Source organism: Phenylobacterium sp., assembly GCF_004299445.1.
Lineage (GTDB): Bacteria > Pseudomonadota > Alphaproteobacteria > Caulobacterales > Caulobacteraceae > Phenylobacterium.
The window spans coordinates 18,683-44,555 of record NZ_SCTC01000032.1 but is presented as its reverse complement, the minus strand read 5'-3'; the positions used below and the strand labels follow the sequence as shown (position 1 = coordinate 44,555).

Annotated in this window: 21 protein-coding genes; 15 read left to right on the top strand and 6 right to left on the bottom strand. The window is 70.2% G+C overall.

Translation table 11 applies throughout. The annotated features are described in order from the left end of the window. Nucleotides 1-65 precede the first annotated feature (65 nt). Together EPN98_RS07460 and EPN98_RS07455 are read right to left on the bottom strand one after the other, a co-directional pair. Nucleotides 66-971 carry a transglutaminase family protein gene (locus tag EPN98_RS07460; RefSeq protein WP_293362047.1) on the bottom strand — a complete coding sequence of 302 codons (906 nt, stop codon included), beginning with the start codon at nt 969-971 and terminating at the stop codon, nt 66-68. Beyond that, on the bottom strand, nt 968-3,499 hold the full coding sequence (locus EPN98_RS07455; RefSeq protein ID WP_293362046.1) for a circularly permuted type 2 ATP-grasp protein: 2,532 nt from the start codon (nt 3,497-3,499) through the stop codon (nt 968-970). The genes EPN98_RS07460 and EPN98_RS07455 overlap by 4 nt, the downstream gene beginning before the upstream one ends. A 129-nt stretch (nt 3,500-3,628) precedes the next feature. Between EPN98_RS07455 and EPN98_RS07450 the strand changes: the two genes are divergently transcribed. Then, a complete protein-coding gene (locus EPN98_RS07450; protein ID WP_293362045.1) occupies nt 3,629-4,417 on the top strand; it encodes a hypothetical protein in 789 nt (262 codons plus the stop codon). Between the two features lie 23 nt (nt 4,418-4,440). Beyond that, nucleotides 4,441-4,842 carry a DUF5990 family protein gene (locus EPN98_RS07445; RefSeq protein ID WP_293362044.1) on the top strand — a complete coding sequence of 134 codons (402 nt, stop codon included), beginning with the start codon at nt 4,441-4,443 and terminating at the stop codon, nt 4,840-4,842. A gap of 72 nt (nt 4,843-4,914) precedes the next feature. On the opposite strand, the gene EPN98_RS07440 is transcribed toward EPN98_RS07445, so the two are convergent. Then, entirely contained in the window at nt 4,915-5,652 is a 738-nt protein-coding gene (locus tag EPN98_RS07440; protein WP_293362043.1) for a PEPxxWA-CTERM sorting domain-containing protein, read from the bottom strand. A 99-nt stretch (nt 5,653-5,751) separates the two neighbouring features. Further along, nucleotides 5,752-7,320 (bottom strand): SpoIIE family protein phosphatase, encoded by a 1,569-nt coding sequence (locus tag EPN98_RS07435; RefSeq protein ID WP_293362042.1) that lies wholly within the window; start codon nt 7,318-7,320, stop codon nt 5,752-5,754. A gap of 162 nt (nt 7,321-7,482) precedes the next feature. On the opposite strand from EPN98_RS07435, the gene EPN98_RS07430 reads away from it, so the two are divergent. From EPN98_RS07430 to EPN98_RS07415, 4 genes are read left to right on the top strand one after another with little or no spacing between them, the layout of a single operon-like run. After that, nucleotides 7,483-10,125: a hypothetical protein gene (locus EPN98_RS07430; RefSeq protein ID WP_293362041.1), complete on the top strand. Its 2,643-nt coding sequence runs from the start codon at nt 7,483-7,485 to the stop codon at nt 10,123-10,125. Further along, on the top strand, nt 10,115-11,218 hold the full coding sequence (locus tag EPN98_RS07425) for a HAMP domain-containing protein (RefSeq protein WP_293362040.1): 1,104 nt from the start codon (nt 10,115-10,117) through the stop codon (nt 11,216-11,218). Before EPN98_RS07430 ends, EPN98_RS07425 begins: the two co-directional genes overlap by 11 nt. Then, entirely contained in the window at nt 11,215-11,604 is a 390-nt protein-coding gene (locus EPN98_RS07420) for a hypothetical protein (RefSeq protein ID WP_293362039.1), read from the top strand. Before EPN98_RS07425 ends, EPN98_RS07420 begins: the two co-directional genes overlap by 4 nt. Continuing rightward, entirely contained in the window at nt 11,601-12,821 is a 1,221-nt protein-coding gene (locus EPN98_RS07415; RefSeq protein WP_293362038.1) for a hypothetical protein, read from the top strand. The genes EPN98_RS07420 and EPN98_RS07415 overlap by 4 nt, the downstream gene beginning before the upstream one ends. Nucleotides 12,822-12,850: 29 nt before the next feature. Here EPN98_RS07415 and EPN98_RS07410 read toward each other — a convergent pair whose 3' ends face one another. Then, nucleotides 12,851-13,183 (bottom strand): STAS domain-containing protein, encoded by a 333-nt coding sequence (locus EPN98_RS07410; protein WP_293362037.1) that lies wholly within the window; start codon nt 13,181-13,183, stop codon nt 12,851-12,853. A gap of 76 nt (nt 13,184-13,259) precedes the next feature. Between EPN98_RS07410 and EPN98_RS07405 the strand changes: the two genes are divergently transcribed. The 5 genes from EPN98_RS07405 (at nt 13,260) to EPN98_RS07385 (ending at nt 17,146) form a co-directional block, all read left to right on the top strand. Then, complete coding sequence (locus EPN98_RS07405; protein WP_293362036.1) at nt 13,260-13,715, top strand: ATP-binding protein; 456 nt, start codon at nt 13,260-13,262, stop codon at nt 13,713-13,715. 17 nt (nt 13,716-13,732) lie between these two features. Then, nucleotides 13,733-14,188: an SET domain-containing protein-lysine N-methyltransferase gene (locus tag EPN98_RS07400; RefSeq protein WP_293362035.1), complete on the top strand. Its 456-nt coding sequence runs from the start codon at nt 13,733-13,735 to the stop codon at nt 14,186-14,188. Continuing rightward, nucleotides 14,185-15,411, top strand: a complete 1,227-nt coding sequence (locus EPN98_RS07395) for a diaminopimelate decarboxylase (RefSeq protein WP_293362034.1) — start codon at nt 14,185-14,187, stop codon at nt 15,409-15,411. The genes EPN98_RS07400 and EPN98_RS07395 overlap by 4 nt, the downstream gene beginning before the upstream one ends. Nucleotides 15,412-15,503: 92 nt before the next feature. After that, complete coding sequence (locus tag EPN98_RS07390; protein ID WP_293362033.1) at nt 15,504-16,193, top strand: TorF family putative porin; 690 nt, start codon at nt 15,504-15,506, stop codon at nt 16,191-16,193. An 8-nt stretch (nt 16,194-16,201) separates the two neighbouring features. Next, nucleotides 16,202-17,146: a glutaminase gene (locus EPN98_RS07385; protein ID WP_293362032.1), complete on the top strand. Its 945-nt coding sequence runs from the start codon at nt 16,202-16,204 to the stop codon at nt 17,144-17,146. 30 nt (nt 17,147-17,176) lie between these two features. On the opposite strand, the gene EPN98_RS07380 is transcribed toward EPN98_RS07385, so the two are convergent. Further along, complete coding sequence (locus EPN98_RS07380; RefSeq protein ID WP_293362031.1) at nt 17,177-17,998, bottom strand: enoyl-CoA hydratase-related protein; 822 nt, start codon at nt 17,996-17,998, stop codon at nt 17,177-17,179. A 135-nt stretch (nt 17,999-18,133) separates the two neighbouring features. Here EPN98_RS07380 and EPN98_RS07375 point away from each other — a divergent pair, with 135 nt between their 5' ends. From EPN98_RS07375 to EPN98_RS07360, 4 genes are all read left to right on the top strand, one after another. Further along, complete coding sequence (locus EPN98_RS07375) at nt 18,134-18,883, top strand: VOC family protein (RefSeq protein WP_293362030.1); 750 nt, start codon at nt 18,134-18,136, stop codon at nt 18,881-18,883. A 137-nt stretch (nt 18,884-19,020) separates the two neighbouring features. After that, nucleotides 19,021-19,413 carry a response regulator gene (locus EPN98_RS07370; protein ID WP_293362029.1) on the top strand — a complete coding sequence of 131 codons (393 nt, stop codon included), beginning with the start codon at nt 19,021-19,023 and terminating at the stop codon, nt 19,411-19,413. A gap of 271 nt (nt 19,414-19,684) precedes the next feature. Beyond that, nucleotides 19,685-24,322 carry a glutamate synthase large subunit gene (gene gltB, locus EPN98_RS07365; protein ID WP_293362028.1) on the top strand — a complete coding sequence of 1,546 codons (4,638 nt, stop codon included), beginning with the start codon at nt 19,685-19,687 and terminating at the stop codon, nt 24,320-24,322. A gap of 23 nt (nt 24,323-24,345) precedes the next feature. Beyond that, on the top strand, nt 24,346-25,797 hold the full coding sequence (locus EPN98_RS07360; RefSeq protein WP_293362027.1) for a glutamate synthase subunit beta: 1,452 nt from the start codon (nt 24,346-24,348) through the stop codon (nt 25,795-25,797). Nucleotides 25,798-25,873 lie beyond the last annotated feature (76 nt).

The window sequence follows — 25,873 nt, the reverse complement described above, 5'->3', positions numbered from 1 at the left end:
TGCAGTGAGAGTACATATCGAGTCCCGTTATGTGGTCAAACTACATAACGGGCCATGGCGCCGTCCTACCGCGCCGCCTGCGGGCGCTCCTCGGTCTCGGGGATGACGTCGACCTCGACCTTCAGGGTCTGGCCGCCGGAGGCCAGGATGATGCCGTCGATGGGGGCGACGTCGGAGTAGTCGCGGCCGACGGCCAGGATGATGTGGTCGTCCTCGGCCAGGATGGCGTTGGTGGGGTCGAAGCCGATCCAGCCGTCGCGGGCGCCGCACCAGACGGTGATCCAGGCGTGGGTGGCGTCGGCGCCTTCCAGGCGCGGCTGGCCGGGCGGGGGCACGGTGCGCAGGTAGCCCGAGACATAGGCCGCCGACAGGCCCAAGCCGCGCAGGCCGGTGATCATGATGTGGGCGAAGTCCTGGCAGACGCCGTGGCGGGCGTTGAACGCCTCCAGCACCGGGGTCGAGACCTCGGTCGCGCCGGGGTCGTAGCGGAAGTCGGCGTGGATGCGGCGGTTCAGTTCCGAGCAGGCCTCGATGATCGGGCGGCCGGGGGCGAAGCTTTCGCGGGCGTAGTCGGTGATCGAGGCGGTGATGGGCGTCCGCTCGGTGGGATAGACGTAGACCGCCGGGCCGTCGGCCTCGAGCGAGGGGGCGGCCATGACGGCGGCGCGCACCTCTTCCCAGGGCTGGCTGTCGGCGGCGCTGGGCGGGCGGGGCGAGTGGACGTTCACCCGCGACGTCGCGTCGATCACGAGCGTGTTGTGCGGCTTGTCGACGATGACGGTGAGGATGCGCTCGCCGAATGGGCCGATGCGCTCCACCGAGACCGACGGCCGGGGCGTGACCTTCAGGTCGGCGTCGATCACGCTCTGGTGGCTGTTGGACACCGGCGTCAGGCGCAGCACGCAGCGGGCGTAGCTGACCGCGGAGTCGCCGTAGCTGTAGGTGGTGCGGTGGCGCAGGTCGTAGATCACGCCAGCCCCATCAGCTTGACGGTGGGCACGGCGCTGGCGCCCTGCAGGAAGTAGCGGTCGGCCACGGCGTTGGAGAAGCGCATCAGGGCGCGCTCGAAGCGGTGGGCCTTGTCCTCGGTCAGCTTCCTGGCCTCCTCGGTGTCGACGTCGGCCGACAGCGACAGGAGGATGCGGCTGGGCTCTTCCATCATACCGTCCTCGTGCAGCGTCGGCAGGACGGCCAGGTGTTCGCGCAGGGTGTTGAGCTGGAAGGCCAGCGAGCGGGTGTTGAAGGGGTCGAGCATCACCAGGTCGCGCACCGCGGTCAGCGCCAGGCCGATCAGGTAGCGGGCGCGGTAGGTGATCTGGCTGTCGTTGAGGTCGAGCAGGAGGTCGAGGTCGTCGGTGGTGGCCTCGTCGTGGGCCAGCATGCGGGTGAGGCGGCAGGTGGTGATGCCGCGCTCGATGCGCCGGCCGATGTCGAGGAAGCGCCAGCCGGCGACGCGGTTCATGTTCTCCTGCGCCAGGCCCGAGAGCGAGGCCATGGTCTGCAGCGCGCGGTTCACCAGGCGCAGGACCTCGGCCTCGGAGGTCAGGGTCTCGGCGGTGGCCAGGCCGTTCTCGATGCCGGCCAGGAGCGCCCAGAAGTCGGCCGACAGCCGCTCGCGCATGGACGAGGCGGTGCGCATGGCGGCGCGGACGTTGCAGATCACCGAGCCCCAGGCGGCGGTGTCGAGCAGGGCGGCGCTGGCGGTGGCGACGGCGTCGTCGGCCGCCACGCCGTCTCCGATCGCGCCCCATTCCTGCAGCAGGGTGCGCAGGTTGTCGAAGCTCTCGCCCGAGCCCCGGGCGGCGGCCTCGGCGGCGATGCTGCTGGTGCACAGGCTGCGGACCACGCGCAGGGTCATTTCGGAGCGTTCGAGGTAGCGGCCCAGCCAGCAGAGGTTGTCGGCGGCGCGGCTGGGCAGGTGGCCCATGATGCGGCGGACCTGCACGTCCTCGGCGCTGGCGATCAGGGTCATCCGCTCGACGGGCTTGTTGCCGATCACCCAGACGTCGGCGGTGCGGGCGCCCTCGCCGATGGACAGCGCCCGGACGTCGGCGCGGTCGGAGGTGCGGCAGAAGCCGCCGGGCATGACGCGGATGCCGTCGGGGGTGGCGGCGGCGAAGACCCGCAGGACGAAGGGCGCGGGCTCCAGCCGGTCATTGCGCAGCACCGGCATGGTCGACAGGCGCACGACCTCCTGGCCCACGAAGTCGGCGGGGCGGTCGCGCATGCGCTCGACGAGGGCCTGGCGCTCGTCGGGCGACATCTCGGAAACCAGCCGCGAGGCCGAGAGGATGCCGTCGCCGCCGGGTGTATTGAACGCGGGCGCGATGGCCAGCTCGTCCAGGCGGCTCTGGACCAGCGCCTGCTCGGTGGGCTGGCCGCACCACCAGGTGGCGACGTGGGGCATCCGCAGCTCCTCGCCCAGCACCTGGCGGCAGAGGCGTGGCAGGAAGCCCATCAGGGCCCGGCTCTCCAGCACGCCCGAGCCCGGCATGTTCAGGACGGTGACCCCGCCGGCGCGGATGGCCTCCAGCATGCCCGGCGTGCCCAGGCGCGAGGCGTTGTTGAGCTCCAGTGGGTCGATGAAGTCGGCGTCGACGCGGCGCAGGATGACGTCGGCGCGCTTCAGGCCGGCGATGGTGCGGACGTAGACCTTGCCGTCGCGGGCCACCAGGTCGTCGCCCTCGACCAGCAGGAAGCCCAGGTAGCGGGCGAGGTGGGCCTGTTCGAAGTAGGTCTCGCTGAACTTGCCGGGGGTGAGCAGGCAGATGCGCGGGTCTGACCGGTCGGCGGCGGCGGCGAGGCCGCGCCGGTGGGCGTCGAAGAAGGGCGCCAGCCGGTGGACGTTCATGGTGTTGTAGAGGTTGGGGAAGGCGCGGCTGACGATGAGCCGGTTCTCCAGCGCATAGCCCGCGCCCGAGGGGGCCTGGGTGCGGTCGCCCAGCACCCACCAACGCCCGTCGGGGCCGCGGCCCAGGTCGGCGGCGTAGAGGTGGGTGAAGCGGCCGCCGGGCGGGGCGACGCCGCGCATGGCGCGCAGGTAGTCGCGGCTGCCGGTGAGCGCGGCGGCGGGCAGGTGGCCGTCGGCGACCAGGCGGCCCTCGCCATAGACGTCCTGGAGGATGCCCTCCATCAGCCGCGCGCGCTGCTCGACGCCGGCCGAGATCTCGTCCCACTCGGACTGGGCCAGGATCAGCGGCAGCGGGTTGAGCGGCCAGGTGCGCTCGGCGGTCTCGCCGCCGGCGCGGTACGAGGCGCCCGAGTCGCGCAGGTGGCGGGCCGAGAGGCCGAAGCGGTTGCCGGGGTCGCCGGCCGGGAAGGCGGCGAAGTGGCCCAGGAAGTCCAGCCAGTGGTCGCGGGGCCGGCCCTTGGGATCGAACAGCTCGTCGGGCGTGCCGGGCAGGGACTCGTAGCCGCGCAGCCATTCGCGCAGGCGTGCTGCCGCGCCCGGTTCGGCGCCGGCCTTGTTGCGCGCGGCCGCTGCGGTGTCGGCTGCCAACGGCGTTCCCTCTCCTGGCGTCGGTTCGACTCGACGTCCGACGCGCCCCTTGCGTGACCGTAGCATAGCGGTCGATCCACGGTAGTATGGCGGCTCCGGGCCGGCGCGTCGGCTCAGCAGGGGATGTGGATGCCGCGGCTGTTCCTGTCGGTCGACATAACGGGCTCGACCGAGTTCAAGGCCCGCTTCACCGGCCAGGGCTCGGAGGCGTGGCTCGCCACCTTCAAGGCCTTCTTCACGAACTTCCCGCTCATGGTCGCCGGCCAGATCGGGTTCGAGTTCCTGGACGACGACCACACGCCCGACATCAGCGTCTGGAAGGTGTCGGGCGACGAGGTGCTGTTCCAGGTCGACCCCAAGAGCCCCGAGGAGGTGACCTCGATCCTGCTGGCGCTGCTGCGCACCATGCGGATGTACGAGGACAAGCACTTCCAGGAGCTGCCCCTGCGGCTGAAGGGCACCGCGTGGCTGGCCGACGTGGGCGGGCCGAACATCGAGATCGAGATCCCTGAGCTGTCCAGCGGGCAGGGCGCGCACCTGGACTACATCGGCCCCGACATCGACCTGGGCTTCCGCATCGCCAAGTTCGCCCGGCCCGGCACGATCGTGATCTCGCTGGACGTGCTGGAAGCGATCATGGGGGCGGAGAACGCCGCGTCAGTGGCGTTCCACCTGGCCGGTCGCGAGCCGCTGAAGGGCGTGCTGTTCGGCTATCCCTATCCGATCGTGTGGATCCTGGGCGCCGAGGACCGGTTCGACTTCCTGCCCTGGGAGGCGGAGGCTGATCCGCGGATGGCGGCGGCGATGGCGGCAAGCGGCCCGACCCCGCCGGCCGAGCTGAAGCAGGTCATCGACAACATGCGCCTGTTCCTGAAGAAGATGCACGGCCGCGACCGGCCGCCGGTGACGCTGGGCTAGCGATGCCGGCCGGGAAGACGATCATGCTGCGGCTGCGCATTTCCGATCCCGTGCCCGGGGTGGCCTACAGCCTGCAGGACAAGAAAAGCCGACCGGTCGATGCGATGATCGCGGGCGACGGCCCGGTCACGTTCGACGTGCCGGCGCGCGTGGCCGATGGACCCAGGTTCCTGGGCGAGTTCGTGCGCAGCGAGGGGCCGGAGCGGCGGTTCGTTTACATCGCCATAGGCGGCCAGGCGGGGCAGGCCGGCATGCACTGGAGCCGGCGGGTGAAGGTCGACATCCACCTGTTGCCCACGGAGCTGATCGCTGCGGCGCTGGCGGGCAAGGTGCTGGAAGCCAACCTGCCCGGGCGGGACAAGGACGGCGGTCCGGCGTGCGCGACACTGCAGCCCATCGGGGGCTGGCGGGCGGTGGGGGGCTAGGGGACCGAGCCGGAAGCGGCCCCTCCACCGCTTAGTGGTCCCCCTCCCCGCAAGCGGTAGAGGGGGCGTTGGCTAGGCCGCGTGAAGAGGCCGGAGTCGGCGCAGGCCAGCGCCGGCCATCCCGAAGCCCAGGATGAGCAGCGCCCAGGTCGTGGGCTCGGGCACCGCGCCGGATGTGACCGTCAGCTTCTCAACCAGGAACCTACCCTGCGCCCGGTACTCGAAAATGCCCGCCCAGGGATCAATGGTACGGCGATCATGGAAGCCCGCGAACGTGAAGTCGTTGGGGCCGTAGATGTGGCTCGGCGGCGCTGTTTCGAGATCGCCGTCAGCGAGGTCGTTCGTCTTGCTCGCGGCCGCGTGATAGACGCCGAGATCGTAGATGAGGCAGTCTTCGCCGACACCACCGCAGATTTCTTCCTGGGAGTAGGCAAGCGCTGCCTGGCTGTCGTCGCCGAAGCCCGTCACGACCCCGTCCATATCGGTGGCCTGGCCGCTGAAGCTGCCGTAGCTGCGGGTGATCGCGTTGATCGTCAGCGTCGCGAAGACCGGGCTGGCCGCGCCCTCGCCATAGATATTTGCGAACCCGGGGAAGCTGGTGACCGACGCGCCCGGCGTAGCCGTATCGACCGTGAAGACGGCGGTGTAGCGGTAGCCCGCCAAGTCACCGATCACGCCGAACGTACCGGTATCCATGCCCGACGTGACAAGCCCTTCGTAGGTGAGGGTGTAGGTGGCGGCGGCAGCCTGCGTCGCAGCCGCCAACAAGGCCATCGCCGCGGTGGCGGCGAGCATGTTCGTACGCTTCATGATGGTCCCCCGACTCGAAATCGAGCCGCAATCTATGCGATCCGAAATTGGCCACAACACGATTCGCGTGTGGCGGGAGCTGCTCCCGCAGTGTGCGCCTCAGCCCTCGTAGCGCACCACCAGGATCGCGAGGTCGTCGGACTGGGGGGCTTCGCCCACGAAGACGCGGACGTCGTCGGCCAGGCCTTCGGCGAGGCCGCGGGCCGAGGCGCCGCGGCTGACGGAGGCGAGCGCGGTCTCGATGCGGGCGATGGTAAAGAGATCGTCGTCGGCGTTGGCCGCCTCGGACACGCCGTCGGTGAACAGGATCAGGGCCTCGCCCGGGGCCAGTTGGCGGTGGGCCAGCTGGAACTCGGCGTCTTCGAACACGCCCAGCGCCATGCCGCGGGTCTTTTCCAGGCGAGTGACCGTCCCGTCCGCGGTGCGGACGAACGGGGCCTCATGGCCGCCGTTGGCGAAGGCGACGGCGCCGGTGGTGAGGTCGATGATCCCGCAGAAGGCGGTGACGAACATCTGGCCGGCGTTGTCGCGGCTGAGCTCGGCGTTGACGCGGGCCATGATCTCGTCGGGCCCGGCCTCTGAGGCGAGCGCCGTGGCTTTGAACAGGGTCATGGTCATGGCCATGAACAGGGCCGCCGGCACGCCCTTGCCCGAGACGTCGCCCACCACGAAGAACAGCCGGTCGCGGTCGAGCAAGACGTAGTCGTAGAGGTCGCCGCCCACCTGCTTGGCCGACTGCAGCATGGCGTAGACGTCGACGTCGTGGCGCTCGGGGAAGGGTGGGAAGGTGCGCGGCAACATGCCTTCCTGGATGTCGCGCGCGGCCGACAGCTCGCCCTCGACCCGTTCGCGCGCCGCGGTGGCCGCCGCCATCTCCACGAGATAGCGCTGGAGGCGGGCGATCATGGCGGTCATCGCCTCGGCCAGGCTGCCCACCTCGTCGCCGCGCCGGTGGCTGATGGCGTTCATCGCCGCGATCTCGCGCGGGTCGGGCTCGAAGTTGCGCTGGCCCATGTTGCGGGTGAAGTCGGTGAGCCGCATCAGCGGCTGGACGATCCGGTCGACCAGCAGCCAGCCCATGGCCATCGACAGCGCGAAGATGCCGATGCCGACGTTGATCGCGGTGCGCAGCGCTCCGGCGAGGCGCTCGCGCACGATGCGCAGGTCGATGTCGGCGCCGATCACGTACCGCCGTGAATCCACCCCGGTGACCGGCATGTAGAGCGACCGGAAGCGGCCGAACTCGTCCTGGTACTCGTCGAACCTCATCTGACCGTCCTCGAAGCTCTTTTCGAGCTCGACGGGGGCGGTGTCGTAGAGGGCGAAGAACGGCACCTCCTGGCGCGTCTCGATCTCGCGGCGCGTGGCGCTGGTCGAGACCGTGCGGATCTCGTCGCCGAAGCGCATGTAGGTGTAGACATAGGCCAGCCCCGCGCCGTCGGCGAACCGCGACATGCGGTACTGCAGGCGGCGGTATTCCTCCTTCGGGATCGAGTCCGGGCCGATGATGCGGGCATGGTACTCGTCGGAGGCCATCTCGTTGACGGCCAGAACGGCGGTCCGCAGCCGCCCGTCGATGCCGGCCATGATCGCGGCGCGGTCGACTTCGTACAGCACGAACGAATAGGCCGCCGCCGCGACGAGATTCAGCACGCCCAGCAGCAGCAAGAGTTGCGTCTTGAGACGGAATCGCCGCCGTCGCTTGGGCGCGTCTGCAGCGGGATCTGTCATCGCGGCTGGGGCCCGTGGCGTTCGTTCGGAATTTGGAAGCTAGTCTATAGAGAAATACCCACCGGTCGTTAACGCGGCCCATCGGGCGCGGGGAAGATTTTGCGGGACCTGGTCAACCGTCTGTTCAAGGTCGAACCGGGGGAGTGGCCGAAGCTCCTGCAGTTCGGGCTGTTTGGACTGATGCTGCAGACCGGGATGGGTATCGGCTTCGCGGCGGGCGATGCGGCGTTCCTGACGCACGTGGGCGCGGGCAAGCTGCCGGTGATCTTCCTCCTGACGCCCGCGGTGATGCTGGTCTACACCGCCCTCTTCTCTTACCTGCTGGTGCGCTTCTCGATCGACCGGGTGGTCGAGGTGACGCTGGGCCTGCTGATCGCGGGCGGGGCGATCCTGTGGGGCCTGATCGAGGTGGGCCTGCCGAAGCCCTTCGACACCTGGCTCTACTACGCGCTGAAGTTGTACCTCGCGATGTGGTACATCGGCCTCTACACGCTGTTCTGGAACTTCACCGACACCTACTTCGACATCCAGGACGCCAAGCGCCTCTTCCCGCTGTTCGCCGCCTTCTGCGCCCTGGGGACCACCCTGGGGGCGCTGATCGTCAGCCTGCTGGCGGCGGTGGTGCCGATGCACGCGTTCATGCTGGTGTGGGCCGGCGTGGCGCTGGCGACGGCGCCGGTGGCGGCGATGCTGCGCCGGCGCTGGACGCGGATCGCCGACAGCGACGCCGACCTCGACGGCGAGACCGGCGACGTGCGCACCCAGTTCCTGCGCGTGGCCCAGACGTTCAAGAGCTCGCCCTATGCGGTGACGCTGGTGCTGACCCTGTTCGTCACGCTCCTGATGACCAATCTGGCCGAGTACCAGTACTCGACGGTGCTGCAGAAGGGCCGGGGCGAGGCCGAGCTGGCGGCGCTGTTCGGCCAGCTCTATGCGGCCACCAACATCTTCAACCTCGTCATCTGCCTGTTCGTGTTCAACCGGCTGGTGACGCGGGCGGGGGTGCGCAACGTGGCGCTGATCCTGCCGCTGAGCTACTTCGCGGTGTTCGCCTACTTCTTCGTGGCGGGGGGCGAGTGGGCGGCGTTCGCAGCCTTCTTCGCCTATCACGGCGTGCTGACGTCGATCGAGTACAACAACCAGAACCTGCTGTTCAACGCGACGCCGTCGGCGGTGAAGCGGCCGTTCCGCACCATGGTCGAGGGCCTGGCCGAACCACTGGCCAGCCTGCTGGCGGGCGGTTTCCTGCTGATGGCGGCCAAGACCGCCGACATGCGCGAGCTGTCGGGGATCGGCGTGGTGCTGGGCGCGGTGCTGGTGGGCGTGGTGATGGCGCTGCGTCACTTCTACCCCGGGGCCATGGAGGCCAATATGCGCCGCGGCTGGCTGAACTTCGGCGACCCGGATCTGGCCCGTCCGGTGTTCGATCCGGCCGCCGCCGAGGCGCTGAAGGCCAAGGCCGCCGAGCCCGACTCGGGCGCCGCGGCGGCCGCCCGCTGGCTGCTGCACGCCCACGCCGCGCGTCCCCCCGAGCGCTCGGACGGGGATGAGGAGGAGTCGGGGGCCACCAAGGCCTTCGCCGCCAAGCTCAGCGACCCGTCGCCCTCTGTGCGGAAGTACGCGCTCACGGCGCTGGTGAGCGTGGTGGGTCCTGGCGACATCGGGCTGGTGGGCCCGCTCGTGGCCAACCTGCCGACCATGGACCGCGCCAGCCGGCGCACGATCCTGGAGATCCTGGCTGCGATCGGCGACGTCGAGGCGATCCCGCCGCTGCTGAACGCCGCCGCGCGCCTCAGTCCGCGTGAGCTGCGCGCCGTCGAGGCGATGTTGGCCGGGCTGGGCGAGGCGGCGATCCCGCGGCTGATGCAGGCGCTGGGCCAGTACCTGACGCCCTATCGCGCCCGCGCCGTGGCCGCCCGGGCACTGTCGACCCTGAGCCATGCGCAGTTCCTGTCGCAGCTGGACCGGCTGGTCAGCGAGGAGCTGGGCGAGACGGGCCCCCGGCTGGCCGTCGCCGAACGCCTGGAGGCCGAGGCCCACCGCTCGCCGGCCATCTCGCTGCTGGCGCATGCCTATCGCCAGCGGATCGCCGAGTCGGTGGACTTCACGCTGGAGCTTCTGGCCCTGGGCGGCCGGCTGCCGGATTTCGACCTGCTGATCGTGTCGCTGCACTCGGCCAACCCGAAGGTGCGGGGCAACGCCATCGAGGCCGTCGCCGCGGGTGTCGACCACGCCACCTGGAGGAAGCTGGAGCCGCTGATCACCCGCCACGGCGTCGCGGCCGGCGGAGCGGACGGCGACCTGTTGTCCCTGCTCAAGACGGCGGTGGACACGGCCCACGGATTCGAGGCCGCGGCGGCGGCGCAGGCCCTGCGCGATCTGGTCCCGGCGGCCGAGCTGGCGGGATATCTGCGCGGCGGGATCGAGCCCGGCATGCCGGCCATCTTCCGCGACAGCTTCATGACCCTGCTGGGCCTCGACCCGGACAACCACCCGACGGTGGTCGACCTGGTGGCGGCGATCCGCGCGCGGCCGGAACTGGCGCAGGCCTCCATCGAGGCCCAGGTGGCGCTGGCCGAGCGCGTGACGGCGACGCCGGCGGCGCGCAAGCCGGTCGAACTGACCCTGGCGGGCGGCTCATGGTGGCTGTCGCGCGCCGACATCGACGAGGTGGCGGCCCGCTATCCCGACCTGGCCCTGGCCATGCTGAAATCCCAGGACACGCGCGCCTATGCGGCCTGACGGGATTCCCATCCAGGCGCTGCTCTGGCGCACCTTCACCCCGGCCATCGTCGTACTGGCGATCGGACTGGGCGCGCTGACCTATACGCGGCTCTACGACACGATCCTGGACGGCTTCTCGCGCAAGCTGGTGACCACCAGCGCGCTGACGGGCGCGCTGCTCGACCCGAACGACCACGACTTCCTGATCCGGGCGGCCCAGGTGCGCGCGCCGGCCGAGGCGGTCGAGGAGATGGCCCAGTACCGACGAAACGTGCTGCCGATGCGCCGTATCCGCAGCGAGCTGGGGCTGACCTACCTGTACTCCCAGGTGCTGGGCGGCACGCAGGACGTGATCTACGTGCTGGATGCCACCGTCGGCGACGAGCATTCGACGATCGGCTCGGAAGACGAGCTGACGCCCGAGACCCGCGCCGGCCTGCGCAGGACCCAGACCGACGGCAGCCTCTACATCTCGCCCATCGAGTTCCAGGAGCAGTGGGGCCTGCTCAAGACCGCCGCAGCGCCGGTGCGCGACAAGCAGGGCCGGATCGTCGCCACGGCGGGGGCCGACGTGAACATCTCGGTGATCGAGGTGGCGACCCAGAACGCGCTGCTGGTCAGCGCCCTGATCGGGGTGGCCTCGCTGCTGGCCTCGGCGCTGGTGACCCTGCTGATCCTGCGCTGGGTGGCGCGCCCCATCGAAGCGCTGAAATCCGAGGCCCTGCGGATCGCCGCCGGCGACCGGGCGCCGCCCGCCGAGACCGCCGCTCCGAGGGAAGTTCGCCGCCTGCGGACCTCGCTGGGCGACTTGGCCAGCGACCTGGTGGCGATGATGCGCACCGCCTGGACTGACACTCTGGCCAAGGACCGCGACCGCAACGCCCGGCTTCTGGTTGACGCGCTGGGGCCCGCCGATCCCGTGGTGCTGCTGCGCGACAAGGCCCGGCAGGTGGTCTGGCGGGCGGCCGACGACGGGCTGGACGCGCGGCTGGAGCGCCGGGCGATGGCCGAGCTGGCGGCGCGCTTCGCCAGGGACCGCAAGCTGGCCGCCCGCTGGGCCGCGCTGGCCGTGGCGCGGCATGGCGTGGTGGCCGAGGAGGCCCAGGCATGATCGGGCCGGAGGTGGTCCACCGCCTGTTCGCGCTGCGCGAGATCGGGCCGTTCCAGCGGCTGGAGGACACCGAGCTGCTGCTGATCGCGCGGCATGCGCGGTCGCGGCGGTTCGAGGCCGGCAAGCTGGTGCTGCCCGCTGGACTGGTGGCCGAGGCGCTGTTCGTGGTGATCGCGGGCGGCGCGCAGGTCGAGGGCGTCGCCGCGCCGGTCGTGTTCGACGCGCCCGGCCTCCTGTTCGGCCTGGCGACGACGGCGGACTACACGGCGGGGCCCGAGGGACTGGAGGCCCTGGTCATCGCCAAGCCGCACGTCTTCACCATCGCCCGCGAGTGCCCCGAGTTCGTGGTGGGCCTGCGCGACCTGGCCGAGCGGGCCGCGCGATGAGCATCCGGGGCGCCTTCCTCCTCCTGGTCGTGCCGCTGTTCCTGCTGTTGGCCGGCGTCAACGCGGGCCTGGTCTATTTCTGGGAGCGCGCCGAGGCCGAGCGGGGGCTGGAACGCCAGGCGATCGCCGCGGCTGTCACCGTCGCCGCCTTCGCCGACACCCAGGACCTGGGCGCGGCCCTGGCCGACCCGGTCCGCGACGCCGGGATCAAGGACGCGGCGCGCCATGTCACCGGGCTGACCAGCCTCTACCTGGTCGAACCAGACGGGCGGCTCTGGCAGCTGGCGGGCAATCCGCCGCCCGGCGGGCGCACCCCGTTCGCGCGGCCGACCCGGCCCACAGCGCTGCCCATCGAGATCGACACCCACGGCCATCACCGGGTGACCGGACTGGCGCCGGCGGCGGAGGGGCGGTTCGTGGTGGCGCGGATCGACGCCCAGCCGGTTTTCGAGCGGATGGCGGGGCTGCTGCGGCTGCTGGTCGTTCTGGTGGCGGGCGCGGGCCTGGTGGGCCTGGTGCTGGCGCTGGTGATCGCGCGCAGCATCGTGCGCGAGCTGGCCGGCTCCAGCGCGATGATCGAGGCGATCCGCACCGACGCGCCGGCGGCCGACATCGAGGGTTTCCGGATCCGCGAGACCCGCGACCTGGCGCTGGCGGTGCGGCTGATGCGCACCAGCGTGCAGGGCCGTCTGGCGCGGGGCCGCCACGAACTGGCCCGCCGCGACCGCGAACGCGACGAGGCCGCCAGCGCGGCGGCCTTCCACGAGACGGCCTTCCCGGCCCTGACGGTCGACGCGGGCGGGGCGACGGTGGCGATCCGCCGGCTGGGCCGTCCGCCGGCGGGGGGCTTCTACGCTGTGGCCAGTCAGGGCGACCGCGCCGGGCTGGTGATGGGCGTCTGCGCGGGTGAGACCCCGGCCGCGGCGCTGGCCCAGGCGCTGGCGGCGCAACGCTACTTCGAGACGCACCTGCTGGAGGGCGAGGCCGAGGACCGCATCGCCGAAGCGAAGGCGGCGTTCGGGGCTGTGCGGCTGGCGTGGCGGACATGGTCGATGGCGGAACCCGTGGCCGCTGCGGCGGTCAGCCTGCTGGACCCTGGGGATGCCGCGCGGGCGGAGGCCTATGTGGCCCGCGCCCAAGGCGTGGCGGCGGCCGACATCGTCGAGGATCTCGGCGCCCTGCTGAGCGGGCCGGGATTCGTGGGGGCGGTCGGGTAGCCCAGGCGCGGCGGCGCCCGGGAGAGGCGCTAGCCCAGCGCGGCGATCGCCCCGTCCACGTCCGGCGCGATGGTGAACAGGCTGGTGAAGCCCGAGATGTCGAAGACTTCGCGGACCGACTCCGACAGGCCGGCCAGGGCCAGCTTCTTGCCGCCGGCGCGGGCCGCCTTGGCGCCGATCAGCAGCACGCGCAGGCCCGCGGAGGAGACATAGGCCACGTCGGTCAGGTTCAGCACCACCTTATCATGGGTCTGGATGCGCGCGGGCAGGACGGCCTCGAGGGCGCCTGCCGAGCTGGAGTCGAGCCGCCCGGAGGCCTGGATCACCAGCGCGCCGTCACGGGTCTGTTCACTGATCTGCATCGGCTCGTCTCATGATCCTGCGATGGCCAGTATCGGGCAGTTTGCGATAATTGGCCACGTGACTAGAGTGGGGCAGGTGAGTCCCCGCAAGGGCGATATGGACGCTGATTTCTCCCATACGCTCTCCAGCGGCAGGGCAGGCCTTCCCGACCTGATGGACGCGCTCGAGGTCTGGCTCGACGGGGCCGGCGTGCCCATGGCCGCGGCCAGCGCCGTGATGATCGCCGCCGACGAGGTGCTGAGCAACGTGCTGGACTACAGCGGCGCGGCCCGCGTGGACGTGGCGGCGACGGCGCAGGACGGCCGCGTGGCGGTCGAGGTGGCGGACGACGGCGCGCCGTTCGACCCCACCGCCGCGGCGGCGCCCGACACCAGCCTGGACGTCGACGACCGCGCGGTGGGCGGGCTGGGGGTGCTGCTGGTGCGCAAGCTGATGGACGAGGTCGGCTATGCCCGTGACGGCGGGCGCAACAGGCTTCGCTTTTCGAGGTCTTACGACCTCGTGTCACCTTCTCGTCCCATGGGCGAATAGGGCATCCTGGGCTTGTGATGTCGACGCAACGCGAATCCTGGGCCCTTCAGGACGAAGCCCTCGAGGTGCTGGACACCTCGTCCGAGCACGGGCTGGGCGTGAAGACCCTGGTCGCGCGCCAGGCGGGCGACGTGGTGCATCACTTCACCGGCCTGATCACGCCCGAGCTGCGGCTGCACAGCCTGCAGGTGACCGACACGCTGCACATCGCCGACACCAAATACATCGGCTTCCTGTCGCACGCCTGCGACCCGAACTGCCGGCTCGACATGTCGAGGTTCGAGCTCCAGGCGTTGAGGGACATCGATGCGGGCGGGCTGCTGACCATCGACTACGCGGCCACCGAGGACGTGCTCTACCGGCAGTTCGCCTGCCAGTGCGGCGCGTCCAGCTGCCGCCGCTGGATCACCGGCCGGGCCGAGGGGGCCAACGCCGAGGGCCGCGCCTACCTCGCCACGCTGGACGCGTCGTGAGCGGGCGGCCGGCCGCACGGGCCGAGCCCGGGTTCTGGTGGTCGCGCGACGACCTGGACTATGTGGACGGGCGGCTGATGTTCGCCGGGCGCGACGTGGCGGCGATGGCCGACGAGGCCGAGGGGCCGCTGTTCCTCTACAGCGCCGAGCGGGTGGCGGCGAACCTGGCGCGGCTGCAGGCGGCGCTGGCGACCGTGAGCCGGCCGACGCGGGTGTACTACGCGATGAAGGCCAACCGCTTCGTCCCCTTGCTGGAGGCGATGGCGCAGTGGGGCAGGAGCGGCGTCGACGTCTGTTCGCCCGAGGAGGTGGATCGCGCCCTGGCGGCGGGGTTCGCCGCGCGGGACATCAGCTTCACGGGCACGGCGGTATCGAACCGCGACCTGGACCGGCTGCTGAAGCATCCGGACCTGACCATCAACTGCGACAGCGTCGGCCAGATCCGGCGGATCGGCGAGCGGGCGCCGGGCCGCGCCATCGGCGTGCGGGTGAACCCCGAGCGGGGAACGGGTTACGGGAGCAGCGAGCGGCTGACCTACGCCGGCGCCGAGGCGACCAAGTTCGGTATCTATCGCCAGCAATGGCCCGACGCGTTGGCGATGGCGCGGGCGCATGGGCTGAGCATCACCTCGCTGCACTTCCATGTGGGCTGCGGCTACCTGACCGCCGAGCTCGACGCCTGGGACGCCGCGGTGGGCGCGGGGCTGGCGTTTCTGGACGACGCGCCGGACGTGCGGACCGTGAACGTGGGCGGCGGGCTGGGCCTGCCGCACCGCGAGGGCGACCGGCCGCTGGACCTGAGCCGGTGGGCGGCGATCCTGCAGAGGCGCTTCGCGGGCCGCGACGTGACCGTGGCGGTGGAGCCCGGCGACTATCTGGTGAAGGACGCGGGCGTCCTGGTGCTGGGGGTCGTGGACGTGGAGCCCAAGCGCGACGTGACGTTCGTGGCGGTGGACGGCGGCTTCAACCTGGCGCCCGAGCCGGCCTACTACGACCTGCCGTGCGAGCCGGCGGCCTGCGCACTGCGGGACGGACCCTGGCGGCCGGTCACCATCGCCGGCAACATCAACGAGGCGCTCGACACCTGGGCCACGGGCAAGTCGATGCCGCCGCTGGCCGAGGGCGACCGGATCGCGCTGTTGAACGCCGGCGGCTACGCGGCCTCGATGAGCTCGAACCACTGCATGCGCGGGGAATTCGGCGAGGTGCTGCTGGACGGGTGACGGCTGCGGCCGGATCTGTTTGCCGGAGGCCGCCAAGCTTCCGTTAAGTGTGTTGCGTGCTGAGTGTGTCCCTCGCTTCCGCAGGATTCGGCATGAGCCTCCGCAAGACCCTTCTCCTCGCCGCCGCCGCGGCCGCCCTGTCCGCCGGCCCCGCGCTGGCTCAGGACGACGGCCTGTCGGTCGACTTCAATGTCGGCGCGGCCACCGACTACGTGTTCCGGGGCGTCAGCAACACCGACGAGAACCCGCAGGTGTTCGGCGGCGTCGATGTGAGCTCGGGCCTGTTCTATGCCGGGGTCTGGGTGTCGAACGTCGACTACAACGACTCCACCGACGCCGAGTTCGACCTCTACGCCGGCGTCGCGCCGACCCTGGGCGCGGTCTCGCTGGACCTGGGCGTGCTGTACTATGGCTATGTGGACGCCCCGTCGGGCGCGGACGCCGACTACATCGAGCTGCAGGCCAAGGCCACGATCCCGCTGGGACCGGTGACCCTGGGGACCGGGCTGTACTACGTGCCCGACAGCTACGCCCACGTCGACACGTCGATGTACTACGAGATCAACGGCGAGTTTTCGGCCACCGACAAGCTGTCGTTCAGCGGGGCGCTGGGCCGCCAGACGTTCGACGGCGCGGGCGACTACACCACCTGGAACGTCGGCATGGGCTATGCGCTGACCGACAACCTGGGCCTGGACCTTCGCTATCACGACACTGACAAGCATAGCCTGGGCAAGACCTACGACAGCCGGGTGGTTCTCAGCGCGAAGGTGACGTTCTAGCCTTCGGCATGACCGAAGCTCCGAACCCCGCGCCCAACCTGCAAGAGACCGTCGCCGCCGTCGGGCGCGAGATGGACGCCCATCGGGGCGAGGGGAAGGTCGCCGACTACATCCCGGCCCTGGCCCGCGTGGACGGCAATCGTTTCGGCATGGCGGTGATCACGACGAGCGGCGAGACGGCCGAGTATGGCGACGCCTGGATGCCGTTCTCGATCCAGAGCATCTCGAAGGTCTTTACACTGACCATGGCGCTCAGCCGGATCGGCGAGAGCCTGTGGGGGCGGGTGGGGCGCGAGCCGTCGGGGTCGCGGTTCAACTCGATCGTGCAGCTGGAGGCCGAGAAGGGCGTGCCGCGGAACCCCTTCATCAACGCCGGCGCCATCGTGGTGACCGACGCGGTGCTGGCGGGCCGGACCTCGGCCGAGGCGATCGCCGACATCCGCGACACCCTGCGCAAGCTGGCCGACAACGAGACCATCGACGTCGATCGCGAGGTGGCCAGCTCCGAGGCGGCCACGGGCTTCCGCAACTACGCGCTGGCGAACTTCATGCGCGGCTTCGACAACATGCACAGCCCGGTGGAGGAGGTGCTGCAGACCTACTTCCACCAGTGCTCGCTGCGGATCACCTGCCGCCAGCTGGCGCGGGCGGGGCTGTTCCTGGCCAAGGAGGGGCAGGACCCGCTGACCGGCGAACGCATCCTGTCGCCCGAGCATGCGCGGCGCGTCAACGCGATCATGATGACCTGCGGCCACTACGACGCCTCAGGCGAGTTCGCCTTCCAGGTAGGCCTACCCGGCAAGAGCGGCGTGGGCGGAGGCATCCTCACCGTGGTGCCCGACAAGGCGGCGGTGGCCGTCTGGTCGCCCGGGCTGAACGAGGTGGGCAACTCCCAGGTGGGCACGCTGGCGCTGGAGCGGCTGGCGGCGCGCATGGGGTGGAGCGTATTCTAGCCCCACCCGGCCACGACGTTCAGAAGGGCGTTACCGCCCCAGGAATACCGGATCGCGCTTTTCCACGAAGGCCTTGGCGGCTTCCTGGTGGTCGTGGGTCTGGCTGCAGTGGACCTGGTGGGTGGTCTCGATATCGAGGTACTCGTCCACGTCGGCGCCCATGAGCGCGCGGTTCAGGTTTTCCTTCATGTAGCGGAAGGCGACCGAGGGCCCTGAGGCCAGCTTCTGGGCGATCTCCTTGGTCTTGGCTTCAAGCTCCTCGGGCTCGACCACCCAGTTCACAAGGCCCAGCGCCAGGGCCTCGTCGGCGCTCACGCGGTCGGAGAAGTAGAAGAGCTCGCGGGCCTTGGCGGCGCCGACCATCTTGGAGAGGAAGAAGCCCGCGCCGTAGTCGCCCGGGAAGCCCACCTTGGCGAAGGCGGTGGTGAGCACGGCCGAGCGGGCCATGATCCGCAGGTCGCAGGCGAGCGCGATGCCAAGGCCCGCGCCGGCCGCGGCGCCGGGCAGGGCGGCGATGGTGGGCTTGGCCATCTTGAACAGCTTGCCCGAGGTGGCGCGCTGGCTGACGCGCTGGCCCTGCAGGCGGTCGTCCAGGCTCTGGGGCTCGCCGCCCGAGTTGCGGCTGGCCATGCCCTTCACGTCGCCGCCGGCGCAGAAGCCCTTGCCAGCGCCCGTGACCACGATGCAGCGAACCGACGGCTCGAGCTCGGCCCAGGCCAGTTGCTGGGACAGGGCCGCCAGCATGTCTCCGGACAGCGCGTTGCGCGCTTCGGGGCGGTTGAGCGTCAGCGTCAGCACGCCGCCGTCCTGGCGGGCGAGCAGGTCGGTGGTCCCGGTGTCGATGTCGGCCATGGTGTTCGTTCCCTTCCTCTTGGCCAGGACGATAGGCTTGCGGCCGCGCAGGCGGAAGGCGCCGCCCCGTAAGGCTCGACGCCGAGGCCCGCGGCTCGGTAGTCTGCTCCCAACGACGAAGGTGGGAGGAAGAGCATGCGCATCCGTCAGATCGCCCTGGTGGGCGAGGATCTCGCCGCGGCCAAGGCCGACATCGTCGACGTGCTGGGGCTGGGCGGCGACTACGCCGATCCCGGTGTGAGGAAGTACGGCCTGCACAACGCCGTCTGGCCGATCGGCGACACCTTCCTGGAGGTGGTCTCGCCCACCCAGGCCGGGACGACGGCGGGACGGCTGCTGGAGAAGCGCGGCGGTGACGGCGGCTACATGGTCATTCTGCAGGTGGACGACATCAAGGCGTCACGCGAGCTGGCGACGGCCAAGGGCGTGCGCTTCGCCGATGTGTTCGACGGCGACGGCGTCCACTTCACCCACCTGCACCCGAAGGACGTTGGCGGGGCGATCCTGTCGCTGGACGAGATGGTCCCCTACGACCGCTGGGAGTGGGGCGGTCCGAAATGGAAGGACAATGTAAAGACCGACGTCTCGACGAAGATCGTCGCCGCCGAGGTGCAGGCCAACGACCCCGATGCGATGTCGAAGCGCTGGGCCGAGGTGCTGGGCCGCGAGCGGACCGGCGGCGGCGAGACCTGGTCGATCCCCCTGAAGGACGGCGAGATCCGGTTCACCCGCGCGACCGACGGACGGGGCGAGGGCGTGGCCGCCTTCGACGTCGCGGTGCGCGACCCTGACGCCGTGCGCGCTCGAGCCGAGGCGCGCGGTCGCCTGGGCGCCGACGGCGAGGTCGTGCTGTGCGGCACGCGCATCGGTCTCACGCAAGCTTGAAGGCTGCGGACCCGGGTCAGGCTGAGCGCGACCACATGTCCGGATCGAAAACTTGCGCCGCCCAGGCGATGTTAACCTTGACCGTGGAGGCGTAGGCTGTCGGGCGTCGGGCTCCCGACACATCTGGAGCTCCCCGCATGCGGGTCTTGTTCGTCGAGGATAATGAGATCAACCGCCGCGTCGTGAAGGAGATGCTGACCGCCGGCGGGATCGAGATGACCGAGGCCGAGGACGGTCCGGCGGGCCTCGCGATGATCGAGGCCAACGAGTACGACCTGGTCCTGATGGACCTGCGCATGCCGGGGATGGATGGCATGACCGCCATCCGCCACATCCGCGCCCGCGACGACGGCAAGGCGAACCTGCCGGTGATCGTGGTGACCGCGGACTCCGGCGCGACCATCGACGCCGACTGCCGGGAAGCCGGCGCCGACGAGGTGATCCAGAAGCCGGTCTCGATGACCAGCCTCTATGGCACGATCGATCAGCTGATGGCGCGTCGCGGCGGCGAAGGGTTGCTGATCGCCTGAGCCCAGGCGCGTGCGGCGGGACCAAGGCGCCGGCGCACCCCTCGCGACGGAACGCCGCGCCTGCCCATGGCGGCTCCCCGCTCTCCCAGACAGCCGCCCTGCCGATCACCGCCTTCTGATCCAGGGATTAGAAAAGTTTACCCTTGGGCAGCAGGCCCAACTATCGACAAGGCACGATCTTGCCGCTTAAAGGCGCGGTGAGGTGCGCGCGCGACCCCTCGTTCGAGACGTGGGGCCGTGCTTGCGCGTGGTTGATTGGAAGACGACGACGATGGCTCTGCCTGAACGGCAAGGACTCTACGATCCCCGGAACGAGCACGACGCGTGCGGCGTGGGCTTTGTGGCCAACATTAAAGGCCGCAAATCGCACGAGGTGATCCAGGCCGGCCTGCAGATCCTGGTCAACATCGACCATCGCGGCGCCGTGGGCGCCGACCCTCTGGTGGGCGACGGCGCCGGGATTCTGATTCAGATTCCGGACGGTCTCTACCGCGCGTGGGCGCAGGAGGAGGGCGTCGAGCTGCCGCCGCTGGGCGAGTACGCGGTGGCGATGTGCTTCCTGCCGCAGGACGCCCTGGCCCGCGCGGCGGCGCTGGAGCAGTTCGAGCATTTCCTGAAGGTGGAAAAGCAGCCGCTGCTGGGCTGGCGCGACGTGCCCGTGGACACCACGGGCCTGGGCGACGCCGTCCTGGCGTCGATGCCGGTAATCCGCCAGGCGTTCGTCGGCCGCGGCCCGAACGTGAAGGACCAGGACGCCCACGAGCGGAAGATCCTGGCCGTCCGCAAACAGTTCCAGAACCCGCTGGCCGACGTGGCCGCCAAGCGCGGCCTGCCTGACCTGGTCAACGTCTACCTGCCGTCGTTCTCGACCCGGACGGTGGTCTACAAGGGCCTGCTGCTCGCGGGGCAGGTGGGCAGCTTCTACAAGGACCTGAGGGACGAGCGCTGCGAGAGCGCGCTGGCCCTGGTCCACCAGCGGTTCTCGACCAACACTTTCCCGTCCTGGAAGCTGGCGCACCCCTACCGGTTCATCGCCCACAACGGCGAGATCAACACCGTCCGCGGCAACGTGAACTGGATGAACGCGCGCCGGCGCACGCTGGAGAGCGATCTCCTCGGTCCCGACCTCAACAAGATGTGGCCGCTGATCCCGCATGGGCAGTCGGACACCGCGTGCCTGGACAACGCGCTCGAGCTGCTGGTCGCCGGGGGTATCCCGCTGGCCCAGGCGGTGATGATGCTGATCCCCGAGGCCTGGGCCGGCAATCCCCTGATGGATGCCAAGCGCAAGGCCTTCTACGAGTATCACGCCGCCCTCATGGAGCCGTGGGACGGCCCGGCCGCCGTGGCGTTCACCGACGGCCGGCAGATCGGCGCCACGCTGGACCGCAACGGCCTGCGTCCCGCGCGCTTCGTCATCACCGACCAGGACCATGTGATCATGGCCTCGGAGGTGGGCGTCCTGGACGTTCCCGAGGAGCGCATCGTGCGCAAGTGGCGCCTCCAGCCCGGCAAGATGCTGCTCATCGACATGGAAGAAGGGCGCATTATCGAGGACGAGGAGATCAAGCGGACCCTCGCCGAGGCCGAGCCCTATGAGGAGTGGCTGGCCGACACCCAGTTCAAGCTGGAGGAGCTGAAGCTGGAGGGCGTCGCCGCCGAGGCCCAGCCCAACGATTCCGACACTCTGCTCGATCGCCAGCAGGCGTTCGGCTACACGCAGGAAGACCTGCAGTTCTTCCTCGAGCCGATGGGCCGCGACGGGGACGACCCGATCGGCTCGATGGGGCACGACACGCCCATCGCCGTGCTCTCGGGCCGCGCCAAGCTGCTCTACGAGTACTTCAAGCAGAACTTCGCCCAGGTCACGAACCCGCCCATCGACCCGATCCGGGAAGAGCTGGTGATGAGCCTGGTCTCGATGATCGGGCCGCGGCCGAACCTGCTGGGCCGCCAGGCCGGCACCCACAAGCGGCTGGAAGTGGCCCAGCCGATCCTGACCGACGAGGATCTGGCCAAGATCCGGGCGGTGAGCGAGCTGCTGGACGGCGCGTTCCGCACCGCGACGATCGACATCACCTGGCCGGCGGAGGAAGGCGCGGCGGGCCTGGAGGCCGCGCTGGACCGCGTGTGCCGCGAGGCCACCGACAACGTGCTGGCCGACATGAACATCCTGATCCTGTCGGATCGGGAGGTGTCGGCGGGGCGGATCCCGATCCCGGCGGCGCTGGCCACGGCGGCGGTTCACCACCACCTGATCCGCCAGGGTCTGCGCATGCAGACGGGCCTGGTCATCGAGACCGGCGAGGCGCGCGAGGTGCACCACTTCTGCGTCCTGGCGGGCTACGGCGCCGAGGCGGTGAACCCGTACCTCGCGTTCCAGACGCTGGAGCAGCTGCGGGTCAAGAACGGCCTGTCACTGTCGGCCTACGACGTGCGCAAGAACTACATCAAGGCCGTCGGCAAGGGCATCATGAAGGTGATGTCCAAGATGGGCATCTCGACCTACCAGTCGTACTGCGGCGCCCAGATCTTCGACGCCGTCGGGCTCTCGTCGGCGCTGATCGACAAGTACTTCACGGGGACCGCCACGACCATCGAGGGCGTGGGCCTGGCCGAGGTGGCCGAGGAGACGGTGCGCCGTCACCGCGACGCGTTCGGCGACAACCCGATCTACAAGACCATGCTGGACGTCGGCGGCCAGTACGCCTGGCGCCTGCGCGGCGAGGCGCATGCCTGGACCCCGGAATCGATCTCGGGCCTGCAGCATGCGGTGCGCGGCAACATCCCGGCCGAGTACGAGAAGTTCGCCAAGGCCATCAACGACGAGTCCGAGCGCGTGCTCGCGCTTCGCGGCCTGATGCGCTTCAAGCTCGCCGAGACACCGATCGCGCTGGACGAGGTGGAGCCCGCGTCCGAGATCGTGAAGCGCTTCTCCACGGGCGCGATGAGCTTCGGCTCGATCAGCCGCGAGGCGCACACGACGCTGGCCATCGCCATGAACCGCATCGGCGGCCGGTCGAACACGGGCGAGGGGGGCGAGGAGCCCGACCGCTTCGTGCGCCTGCCCAATGGCGATTCCATGCGCTCGGCCATCAAGCAGGTGGCGTCGGGCCGCTTCGGGGTGACCGCCGAGTACCTGGTCAACGCCGACGACATCCAGATCAAGATGGCCCAGGGCGCCAAGCCCGGCGAGGGCGGCCAGCTGCCCGGGCACAAGGTGGACAAGAACATCGCCAAGGTCCGGCACTCGACGCCGGGCGTGGGCCTGATCAGCCCGCCGCCGCACCACGACATCTATTCGATCGAGGATCTGGCCCAGCTGATCCACGACCTGAAGAACGTCAATTCGGGCGCCCGCATCTCGGTGAAGCTGGTCTCGGAAGTGGGCGTGGGCACCGTGGCCGCCGGCGTCGCCAAGGCGCGCGCGGACCATGTGACCATCTCGGGCTTCGAGGGCGGGACGGGCGCCAGCCCGCTGACCTCGCTGACCCATGCCGGTTCGCCCTGGGAGATCGGCCTGGCCGAAACCCAGCAGACGCTGCTGCTGAACGGCCTGCGCACCCGCATCGCGGTGCAGGTGGACGGCGGTCTGCGCACGGGCCGTGACGTCGCCATCGGCGCGCTGCTGGGCGCCGACGAGTTCGGCTTCGCCACCGCGCCGCTGATCGCGGCCGGCTGCATCATGATGCGCAAGTGCCACCTCAACACCTGTCCGGTGGGGGTGGCCACGCAGGACCCGGTGTTGCGCGCGCGCTTCACCGGCCAGCCCGAGCACGTGATCAACTACTTCTTCTTCGTGGCCGAGGAGCTGCGGGCGATCATGGCCCAGATGGGCTTCCGCACGCTCAACGAGATGGTCGGCCGCGTCGACCGGCTCGACATGGCCCACGCGGTCGACCACTGGAAGGCCCACGGCGTCGACCTGTCGCGCCTGCTGTACGCCAAGCCGGCCGAGGGCCAGGCGTGCCTCTGGAACAAGGACCGTCAGGACCACGGCCTGGACAAGGCTCTGGACCACCAGTTCATCGCCGACGCCAAGGCGGCGCTGGAGAAGGGCGAACCGGTCCGGGCCGAGTACACGATCCGCAACGTCAACCGCACCGCCGGCGCTATGCTGTCGGGCGAAGTGGCCAAGCGCTACGGCCATGCCGGCCTGCCCGAGGACACCATCGCGCTCACCCTGCGCGGCACCGCCGGCCAGAGCTTCGGCGCCTTCCTGGCCCGCGGCGTCAGCCTGACCCTGATCGGCGACGGCAACGACTATGTGGGCAAGGGGCTGTCGGGCGGCCGCGTCGTGGTGCGCCAGCCGGCCGAAAGCCGTCGCGATCCCACCCGCAACATCATCGTCGGCAACACGGTGCTGTACGGCGCCATAGCGGGCGAGGCCTACTTCGAGGGCGTGGCGGGCGAGCGGTTCGCGGTGCGCAACTCGGGCGCCGTGGCGGTGGTCGAGGGCGTGGGCGACCACGGCTGCGAGTACATGACCGGCGGCGTGGTGGTGGTGCTGGGCGACACCGGCCGCAACTTCGCGGCGGGCATGAGCGGCGGCGTCGCCTATGTCTACGATCCGCGCAAGCGCTTCGAGCCGCTGTGCAACAAGGCCATGGTCGACCTTGACCCCGTCGAGTTCAACTCGCTGGGCGATGAGGCCCTGAGGCCCAGCCAGCGCTCGGTGTCGGTGGAGAACGCCGGCATGGGCGACCTGCTGGGACACGACGTCGAGCGACTGCGCATCCTGATCGAACGCCACCATCTGCACACCGGCAGCGCCCGCGCCGCCGAGATCCTGGAGAACTGGGACGCCGTGCTGCCGTCGTTCGTGAAGGTGATGCCGCGCGACTACCGCCGTGCGCTGACCGATATGGCGGCCGAGCGCCGCGCCGCGGCCGCCGTCGCGGCCGAATAGCTTCAGACTGCTGGGGACCAAAGATGGGTAAGCCGACCGGCTTTCTGGAGATCGAGCGCCACGACCGGGGCTATGCGCCCGTCGCCGAGCGCCTGAAGCACTGGAACGAGTTCGTCGTTCCGCTGCCGAAGTCCGAGCTGCAGGCTCAGGCGTCGCGCTGCATGAGCTGTGGGATTCCGTTCTGTCACCAGGGCTGCCCGGTGAACAACCAGATCCCCGACTTCAACGAGCTGGTCTATCGCGACCAGTGGCGCGAAGCGCTGGACAACCTGCTGTCCACCAACAACTTCCCGGAGTTCACCGGCCGCATCTGCCCCGCGCCCTGCGAGGCCAGCTGCACGCTGAACATCCCGGACACGCCGGTCACCATCAAGTCGATCGAGTGCCAGATCATCGATCGCGGCTGGGAAGAGGGCTGGATCAAGCCTGAGCCGTCCGAGCGCGGCACCGGCAAGCGGGTCGCGATCGTGGGGTCCGGCCCGGCGGGCCTCGCCTGCGCCCAGCAGCTGGCCCGCGCCGGCCACGCCACGACGGTGTTCGAGAAGAGCGACCGGGTCGGCGGCCTGCTGCGCTACGGCATCCCCGACTTCAAGATGGAGAAGCACCTCATCGACCGGCGCGTCCGGCAGATGGAGGCCGAGGGCGTGATCTTCCGCACCAACTTCGAGGTGGGGTCGATGGTGAGCGTCCAGCGCCTGCTGGACGACTACGACGTGCTGGTCATGGCCAACGGCGCCGAGGATCCGCGCGACCTGGAAGTGCCCGGCCGCGAGCTCAAGGGCGTGCACTACGCCATGGAGTTCCTCACCCAGCAGAACAAGCGCAACGCCGGCGACGACGAGGCCCAGGCCGCGCCCACCGGCACGATCAACGCCAAGGGCAAGCACGTGGTCGTCATCGGCGGCGGCGACACGGGCTCGGACTGCATCGGCACCTCCAACCGCCAGGGCGCGGCCTCGGTGACCCAGCTGGAGATCATGCCGCAGCCGCCCGTTCACGAGAACAAGGCGCTGACCTGGCCCGACTGGCCGCTCAAGCTGCGCACCTCGTCCTCGCACCAGGAAGGCGTCGAGCGCGACTTCGCGGTGGTGACCAAGCGCGCCATCGGCAAGGACGGCCAGGTGACCGCGCTGGAGTGCGCCCGCGTCGAGTGGGTCGCCGGCGACGACGGCCGCCTGCAGATGCGCGAGATCGAGGGCTCGACCTTCGAGCTGAAGGCCGACCTGGTGTTCCTGGCGATGGGCTTCGTGGGTCCGACGAAGGCCGGGGTGGTGGAGCAGAGCGGCGTGGCGCTGGATCCGCGCGGCAATGTGAAGGCCACGGTGGCCAACTACCAGACCTCGCAGCCCAGCATCTTCGCCTGCGGCGACGCCCGACGCGGCCAGTCGCTGGTGGTCTGGGCCATCCGCGAAGGCCGCCAGTGCGCCCGCGCGGTGGACGAGTTCCTGATGGGGTCGTCGAAGCTGCCGCGGTAGCGCCGTGGCGGCTCGCTGGTTGCGAGCCTGTCATATTCAGGTGATAGTTGTGCCGACGCGCGATCTTCGCGCGAGG